This window comes from Streptomyces sp. NRRL S-350, assembly GCF_000719705.1.
Classification (GTDB): domain Bacteria; phylum Actinomycetota; class Actinomycetes; order Streptomycetales; family Streptomycetaceae; genus Kitasatospora.
Map to the genome: position 1 here is coordinate 25,685 of NZ_JOHO01000065.1, position 7,511 is coordinate 33,195.

Annotated in this window: 4 protein-coding genes; 1 reads left to right on the top strand and 3 read right to left on the bottom strand. The window is 75.2% G+C overall.

Going from position 1 to position 7,511, the window contains the following annotated elements:
- Positions 1-3: 3 nt before the first annotated feature.
- From IF30_RS0134550 to IF30_RS0134565, 3 genes are read right to left on the bottom strand one after another with little or no spacing between them, the layout of a single operon-like run.
- Positions 4-816 (bottom strand): HlyD family efflux transporter periplasmic adaptor subunit, encoded by an 813-nt coding sequence (locus IF30_RS0134550; protein WP_030245927.1) that lies wholly within the window; start codon positions 814-816, stop codon positions 4-6.
- Positions 813-2,321, bottom strand: coding sequence for a SagB family peptide dehydrogenase (locus tag IF30_RS0134555; protein WP_051711836.1), 1,509 nt, complete (start codon positions 2,319-2,321; stop codon positions 813-815). The genes IF30_RS0134550 and IF30_RS0134555 overlap by 4 nt, the downstream gene beginning before the upstream one ends.
- 20 nt (positions 2,322-2,341) lie before the next feature.
- Positions 2,342-4,618: a TOMM precursor leader peptide-binding protein gene (locus IF30_RS0134565; protein ID WP_030245931.1), complete on the bottom strand. Its 2,277-nt coding sequence runs from the start codon at positions 4,616-4,618 to the stop codon at positions 2,342-2,344.
- Positions 4,619-4,841: 223 nt separating this feature from the next.
- Between IF30_RS0134565 and IF30_RS50445 the strand changes: the two genes are divergently transcribed.
- Positions 4,842-7,361 (top strand): AAA family ATPase, encoded by a 2,520-nt coding sequence (locus tag IF30_RS50445; RefSeq protein ID WP_158835722.1) that lies wholly within the window; start codon positions 4,842-4,844, stop codon positions 7,359-7,361.
- Positions 7,362-7,511 lie beyond the last annotated feature (150 nt).

Consider the following 7,511-nt stretch of genomic DNA (forward strand, 5'->3'; position numbering starts at 1 on the left):
CCCTCAGCGGCCGAGGATCAGGTTGAACGGGGTCTGCTTGCCCACGTTGATGGTGGCGGTGACGGCGACCTGGGTGCCGAGCCGGTTCGGCGGCCCGCTCTGCGAGGTCCAGGCGTAGCCGGTCGGGGTGTCCGGGTCGGGGGTGAGGTCGACGACGACCAGTCGGGGCGCGTCCTTGCCGAGGAAGCGCTGCGCGGCGAGGTCGCCGCCGACCAGGCCGGAGAGCGCCTCCCGGGTCAGCGGGTACGGGCTGACGGAGCCGACGGTGCCGCGCAGCAGGCCGAAGGCGCCGGCGGGGGTGGTGGAGACGTTGAGGTCCACCTGGTCGCCGGGTTCCAGTCCGACGGTGCGGGCCGCGGGTACGAAGACCATCGCGACCATGCGGTCCTGCGGGCCGTCGGCGCGTTCGACGGAGGCGACCGGGGAGCCCGGGGAGACGACCTGCCCGTCGGTGACGGACAGGCCGACCACCCGCCCGCCGAACGGGCTGGTGATCTCCCGGCTGTGGCCCTCGGTGTCCTCCACCCGGGCCACCGACTGCCCCTGCCGCACCTGGTCGGACGGCTGGGCCAGGACGGAGCGGACCATCCCGCCGAACGGGCTCTGGATCATCGCGGTGCCGCGCGGGCTGGTCAGCAGCCCGGGGGCGTCGACGGTGATCGGGATCCGCCCGGCGAAGGTCCACAGCAGCGCCGCCGCCATGGTGATCATCACGACGAACAGGGCGATCCAGCCCCGCGGCGCGGCGAGCAGCGTGGGCGAGTCCAGCTCGTCCGGCTCGCGCATCCGCTGCAGCGCCTTGAAACGGAACTTCATCTTCTGGCTTCTCTCCGTGGGACGCCGACGTCCTGGCGCAGCGTCGGGGGCCGGCTGCCGATCACGAGCTCACCGACGGTGCCCTCGGTGAAGTAGTCGATGCCGCTGGCCGCGGCGAAGTCGGCGGCGTCGCCCCCGCCGAGGCCGCAGACCGCGAGGTCCATCGCGGTGCCGACCAGGTAGAGGGTCTGGTAGAGCGCGCCGACGTGCTTGAGGATCAGCGGGTAGGCGACCGTCTCGTACTTCCACATCACCCGGCCGAAGCGCGCGGTGACCAGCAGCACCACCTGCGGGTCGGTCTTCATCAGGCAGGACTCGCGGGCGCCCGAGACGAGTTGGGCGGTCGCCGGGGACGGCTCGCTGACCAGCTCCAGCTCGTGCCGGTCGGTCGCGTAGTGCCACAGGCCGGGCCTGAGGCCGGCGCAGGAGGTCACCAGCGGGTACACCTCCAGCTCGTGCACCGCGCCGCCGCTCGGGTACGGCCGGTCGGCCAGCTCCTGGCCGTCTCCGCCGGTGAAGGTCTGGCGCCGGCGCATGCTGCGCCAGAGCAGTTCGCCGAGCCGTTCGACGGTGATCGGCGCCTGTTCGTCGTGGTCGCGCACCGAGCGGCGCTGTTCCAGCACCTCGGTGAACGGCCGGTCGGTGCGGGCGAGTTCGTCCGGGTCGGGGACGGGCAGGGCGACCTTCTCGCCGGGGAACGGCGCGGGCGAGGCGGGCTCGGGGGCGAAGCGGTCGCCGAAGCGGTAGGTGCCGCCGTACCCGGCGACCGTGGTGGGGCGGCGGGTGCGGGAGTGGAAGGCGAGGTCGGCGGCCTGCCACTGGGCGAACCGCTGTTCCTCGGCCTCCGGCTCGGCGCCGGGGGCGCCGTACGCCAGCAGGCCGGCCGCGGCGAACAGCCGCAGGGTCTGCCGGACGGCGTCCAGCGGCAGGCCGCCGGGCAGCTGGGCGAGGGCGGCGGGGCTGGTCCAGCCGGCCAGTGCGGCCAGCAGTCCGGCGGCCCGGGCGGTGAGCTGGACGGCCAGCGGGCTGCCCGGGCCGCGGACCAGCAGGGCGCCGTCCTCGACGGAGGCGGAGGCGAAGCGGGACAGCTTCACCTGCCCGGTCGGGTCGGGGGTGGGGCCCGGTTCGGCGGCGCCCCGGCCGACCGGCCGCAGCCGGGCGAGCGGTTCGTCCGAGGTGTCGGTCACCAGGTGGACGGAGTGCTGCAGCAGCCCGGCGGTGCCGAGCCGGCGGCGGGTCAGCTGCCAGCGCAGCAGTCCGGCGTCGCCGTCCCGCGCCGCGACCAGGGCGGCCAGTTCCTCCTCGGTGTGCTCCCCGGCGGCGAGGGCGGTCACGGCCTCCCGGGCGCCGGGCGCGAGGTCGTTCAGGTTCAGCGCGCCGACGGGCGCGGTCAGCCGGACGGCGCGCGGGCCGAGCGGTGCGAGCGCGCCGTCGGGGCGCAGCCGCAGCCGGCGCACCGTTCGGGCGGTCGCGGGCAGGTGGATCCCGTCAAGGGAGGTGGTCATGGTGTCAGCACCCGGCCGTTCTAGAAGAAGACGTTCTTCGGGTTGAGCTGCTCCTCGGTGTGCGGAGCGGCGAGCCGGCCCTGGCGCACCGGGACGTCGTACAGCCGGCCGGGGGCGAGGCGGCGCCAGAAGTGGCGCATCCCGGGGGCGATCACCTTGACGACGCTGAGGTCGAGGTCGGGGCGGCTCTGGTCGAGCACGATCACCTCGACGCCGGCCTTGGCGGCGCGCCCGACGCAGTCCCGGACGTGGTCGGCCAGGTCGTCACCGACGAGCGGGGCGAAGTCGGCGAGGGTGCTGGCGGCGCGGTCGCGGGCGGGCAGCAGCCAGGGCTCGTCGGCGACGGTCGCGGTCCTGCACCATTCCAGGGTTTCCAGGTCGTCGGTGCGGTAGAGGGTGTTGCCGTCCTCGTCGCGGCGGTCGACGAACGGGAGGAACTGGTTGACCTCGGTGAGTGCGCGGATCGCGGCGATCCGCGGGTCCGGGTGGGCGCCGAAGCCGACCATGATGTCCTCGACGGCGTGCTTGCGCCGGGAGATCGCGGCGAACACCGGCACGCCGAGGTCGGAGGTGATGTCGAGGACCCACAGCTCGCGGTCGACCGAGGCGTAGAAGGCCCGCATGGTGTCGACGTACGGGTCGTTCAGCGAGTCGAGGTCGAACTCGGGCTGGGCGAGCCGGTTGTACCACCACAGGGCGACGGCGTCGCGTTCGACGACCTCGCAGAAGCCCTGCAGGATCGCCTCCTCCAGGGTGTTGCCGCTGGCGCAGCCGTTGGAGTCGCCGACGCAGTAGAAGTGCTGCTGCAGGTCGGGGTGGCCGTACCAGGCGTAGCCGGAGGGGATGAGCCGCTCGGCGTCGTGGGTGAGCGACCAGGCGCGGGTCCAGTCCAGTTCGACGTCGGTGGGGAACGGGTCGGGCACCAGGTGCAGCCGGTGGTTGGGGTCGGCGTTCCAGGCGGCGCGGTCGGCGAACTGGGCCTCGGAGAACTGCAGCAGGGCGTCCATGTGGACGGCGACGGCGGGGTCGAGGTCGCGGTAGGCGGCGCGCACCACCGGCTCCTCGCCGCGCCAGACCGCCGAGTAGCGCTCGATGGCCTCGCAGATCGCGCTGACCTTGGCCTGGATCTCGGAGCGGCCCTTGCCGCCGCTCTGGCCGCGCATGTTGCGGCGCAGCAGGTCCATGTTGTCGTTGACCATGGCGAAGTTGTGGCCGGCGGTGAAGCTGAAGGTGATGCCGTTGCCGGTCTCCTCGTGCGCGCCGAGCCGGGTGATCGCGCCCAGGTGCGGGCTGATGTGGTGCTTCAGCCGGTCGTAGGTGAACTGCGGGGCCTGCACCCGGTAGCCGCCGTCGGTGGTGTGCCGGGCGGGGCTGGACTGCAGGACGACCTTGGGGCTGCGTTCGGTGAGCAGGGCGGGGTCGCCGCAGCTCGGGCACTGGGGCTGGCGGACCAGCGTGTGCTCGGTGGTCTGCAGGGTGTTGAGGTCGAGGCTGACCATGGTGCCGGAGAGCGCGGAGCAGCACTCGTCGGCCAGGATGCGGGCGGTCTCGGTGGCGAGCAGCTGGGCGGCCATCGCCGGACCGGCCGGGATCGCGGCGCGCAGCGGGTGGAGCGGCACGGTCTCGCCGCGCTTGCCGGCCAGGTAGCGCTCGACCTGGCGGTTGCCGCTGATCCGCTGGGCGAGGCAGGCCCAGCAGCCGGTCTCGCCGGGGCGCAGCAGCGGGCCGAGCCACGGCGAGGTGCCGGTGGGCTTGGCGAGCAGCCAGGGGCGGCCGTCGGCGAGGCGGGCGGTGTTCAGCCGTTCCAGCGCCGGGTCCAGGTAGTCGTCGGTCAGCGCGGTCACCAGGGTGCCGGGGCCGCCGGTGACGGCCTCGTCCTCGGTGGCGGCGCGGGCCCGCAGGCCGGTCGCGGTCAGCGCGTCCACCAGGGGCGCGGCGTCGGCGGAGCCGAGGGCCAGCACCAGCAGTTCGGTGGCCTGTGCGGCCTCCAGTGCGACGGCCGGGTCGACGCCCTGGGCGTCCCAGTACGCGAGCACGTGGTCGGGCAGGTCGGGCCGGCCCTCGGCGAGGTGCCCGGCCGCCTCGTAGCGGCGCAGGGCGGTCAGCGCCTGGCCGAGGGGCACGGTGCCGCCGAGTTCCTGGAGGATCTCGGCGACGGTGCGCCGCCCGTCCAGGTGGGGCAGGAGGCGCACCGCGGCGGCCCCCGGGACGAGGTAGTCCTGCCCCTCTCCGAGCAGGAAGACCTTGTCGCCCACCGTCTCGGTGATGAAATGGGCCTTGAGCCGCGGACGCTCCATAAGTCATCCCCCTGTGTTCACAAGTCCGTTGCGAATATTGAACACGCCGTCAAAACGGCTGTACATACTGCATATTCGGCTCGGCGGCGGGCTTACGCATCGCCCGGAATTACGTATTCCGCGGCGCCGGTACGTAGGGCCGTACGTATTCGCCCCGCGCGTTGACAGCCGGGTGGGGGCGGCGATACTGGTGTCCGCGCGAGGGTGTCCACGGGGGGTTGCGTTGCCGACTGGAATTTTGCTGCACCGGGAACGGGAGTTGGCCGAGCTGGCCCGGGCGGTGGCCGGGGCCGGTGTCGGGCGGCCGGCGGTGGTGCTGGTCAGGGGGGTGCGGGGGATCGGGAAGAGTGCGCTGCTGCGGGCCGCGCTGGCTCGGATGCCGGGTGAGGCGGTGGTGCTGCGGGCCCGATGTCACGACAACGAGCGGGACTTCCCGTACGGCGTGGTGCGGCAGCTCTTCGATCCCATCATGCGCATGTCAAGCCCCTCTCCGCAAGGGGTGGAATTTCCGGGCGAATCACCCGACGAATTTCTCGCCGAAGCGCTTCCGGCACGTTCCGAAAACGCCGGGAACGGCCGCGAACGGGTCCTCAGCAACCTTTTCCACGCGGCCCGTTCGCTGACCTCGCGGACACCCGTCGTGATGGCCGTGGACGATCTGCACCTGGCCGACGAGGAGTCCCGGCAGTGGGTCTCCTACCTCGCCCGCCGCCTCGACGGCCTGCCCGTCGCCCTGCTCGTCACCACCGCCGACGAGGCCGCCGACCCGCTGGCCGCCGAACTCGGCGCGCTCGGCCACGCCCGCACCGTCACCCCGGGCCCGCTCTGCGACAGCTGCGTGGCCGACCGCGTCGCCGAGGAGTTCGACGCCCCGGTGGACGCCGAACTGGCCGCCGTCTGCCACAACCTCTCCCGCGGCAACCCCCTCGTCCTGGAAGAACTCACCGCCAGGCTCGTCGCCGCCCGCGTCTCGCCCGGCTCGCCCGACCTCGACACCGTCCGGCGGATCGGCGCCGGCACCCTCGCCGACACCACCCTCAGCTGGCTCCGGCACAGCCACCCCAGGGCCGCCGAACTGCTCACCGGCCTCGCCGTCCTCGGCGCCGACGCCGACCTCGCCACCGCCGCCCTGCTGGCCGGCCAGGGCGAACTGCTCGCCGACGAGGCCCGCGAGGCGCTGCGCCGCACCGACCTGATCGAACCCGGACCGCCCGAGACCTTCCGGCACGAACTCGTCCGCACCGCCGTGCTGTCCCGCACCGACCCCCGGGTCCTGGTCGCCCTCCACGAACGGGCCGCCGCCCTGCTCGCCCGGCTCGGCGCCCCCGCCGGCCGCACCGCCGAACACCTGATGTCCTCCGGCAACACCGGCCTCGACTGGGCCGTGCCCGTGCTCCGCACCGCCGCCCGCGAAGCCGCCGCCGACGGCCACTGGGACGACGCCGCCCGCTACCTCCAGCGCGCGCTCGCCGACACCACCGAGCCGGAGTCGGTCCGCTCGCTCACCGGACAGCTCGGCACCGTCGAACTCCACCGGGACGTCGCCGCCGCCGCCCGCTGCGCCGCGGGCCTGGCCACCGCCGCCGACCCGCTCGAACGGGCCCGGCTGCTGCGGCCGTTCGCCGGACCGGTCCTGGCCCTCGGCTCGGCCGGCGCCGCGGCCGTCCCCTTCGCCGAAGCCGCGCACGCGCTCGCCGCGATCGCCGCACCGCCCGCCGACCTGCTGCTGCCGCTCGCCGCCCAGACCCTGCTCACCGGCCGGCGCACCGCCCTGCGCCAGGCCCTCGCCGCCCTGCACGCCGACGGGGCCGGAACCCCCGCCGCCGCCCTGCTGGGCGCCCTGGCCGCCACGGCCGCCGCCGGTGGGCAGCCCCGTACGGCGGTCCGGCTCGCGGCCCGCAGCGTGCGCGGGATCTCGCCCGCGGAAGCCGGCGCCGAGGTGCTCGGCGCGGCGATGGCCTACGCCTGGACCGGACGGCTGGACGAGGCGGCCGCCTGGGCCGGCCGGGCGGTCCGCTCCGCGCAGCGCTGGAACCACCGCGGCGAACTCGCCCTCGCCCTGCTCGCCCGCTCCGACATCGCCCACCGCCAGGGCCGGCTCGACGCCGCCCTGGCCGACGCCGAACGCGCCGCGGACCTGGCCTGCCAGGTCCGGGCGGAGGAACTCGCCGCCGCCGCCCGGGCCCTCGCGGTCCGGGCCCGGCTGCGCCGCGGCCTGCCGGTGGACGGCACCGCACTCGCCGCGATCGACCTGCCCGCCGAGGCCCACCCGCTGCTGCGCGCCGCCGTCCTGGAAGCCCGCGGCCTGCTCGCCGCCCACCGCGGCGACCACCAGCAGGCCCTGCGGCTCTTCCTGGAGTGCGGCCACCAGCTGGCCGCCCGGGGCGTGGCCAACCCGGCCTGCGTGCCGTGGCGTTCGCACGCCGCCCAGACGTACCAGACGCTCGGCGAGCCCGCCGCCGCCCGCACCATCGCCGCCGACCCGCTGCCCGGCGCCGACGCCCGCCCGCGCCCCGCCGAGGACCGCGGCCCCGCCATCGGCACCCGCGACGCCGGCCCGGTCCGCCTCACCCCGAGCGAGCGGCGGGTCACCGAACTCGTCCTGCAGGGCCTGAGCAACCTGGAGGTCGCCGAACGCCTCTGCCTCAGCAAGCGCACGGTCGACACCCACCTGGGCCGGATCTACCGCAAGCTGGCGATCAAGGGACGGCCCGAACTGGCCTCGGCGGTCAAGGCCCTGTGACGGCGGGCGGGGCCGCGGTCCGGCCATGCCCGCCCCGGACACGCCGACGGGCGGGGCCACGGCCGCATGCCGTGACCCCGCCCGTGCGTCCCCCCGGCCCCTCCCCGTCCCCCGCCCCCCTGACCCGGCCCGACCGCCGCCGCGGCCGCC

What these genes read in the sequence shown, in the direction of transcription:
- IF30_RS0134550 (WP_030245927.1), bottom strand. Translation starts at nt 816, where the DNA reads ATGAAGTTCCGTTTCAAGGCGCTGCAGCGGATGCGCGAGCCGGACGAG.
- IF30_RS0134555 (WP_051711836.1), bottom strand. Translation starts at nt 2,321, where the DNA reads ATGACCACCTCCCTTGACGGGATCCACCTGCCCGCGACCGCCCGAACG.
- IF30_RS0134565 (WP_030245931.1), bottom strand. Translation starts at nt 4,618, where the DNA reads ATGGAGCGTCCGCGGCTCAAGGCCCATTTCATCACCGAGACGGTGGGC.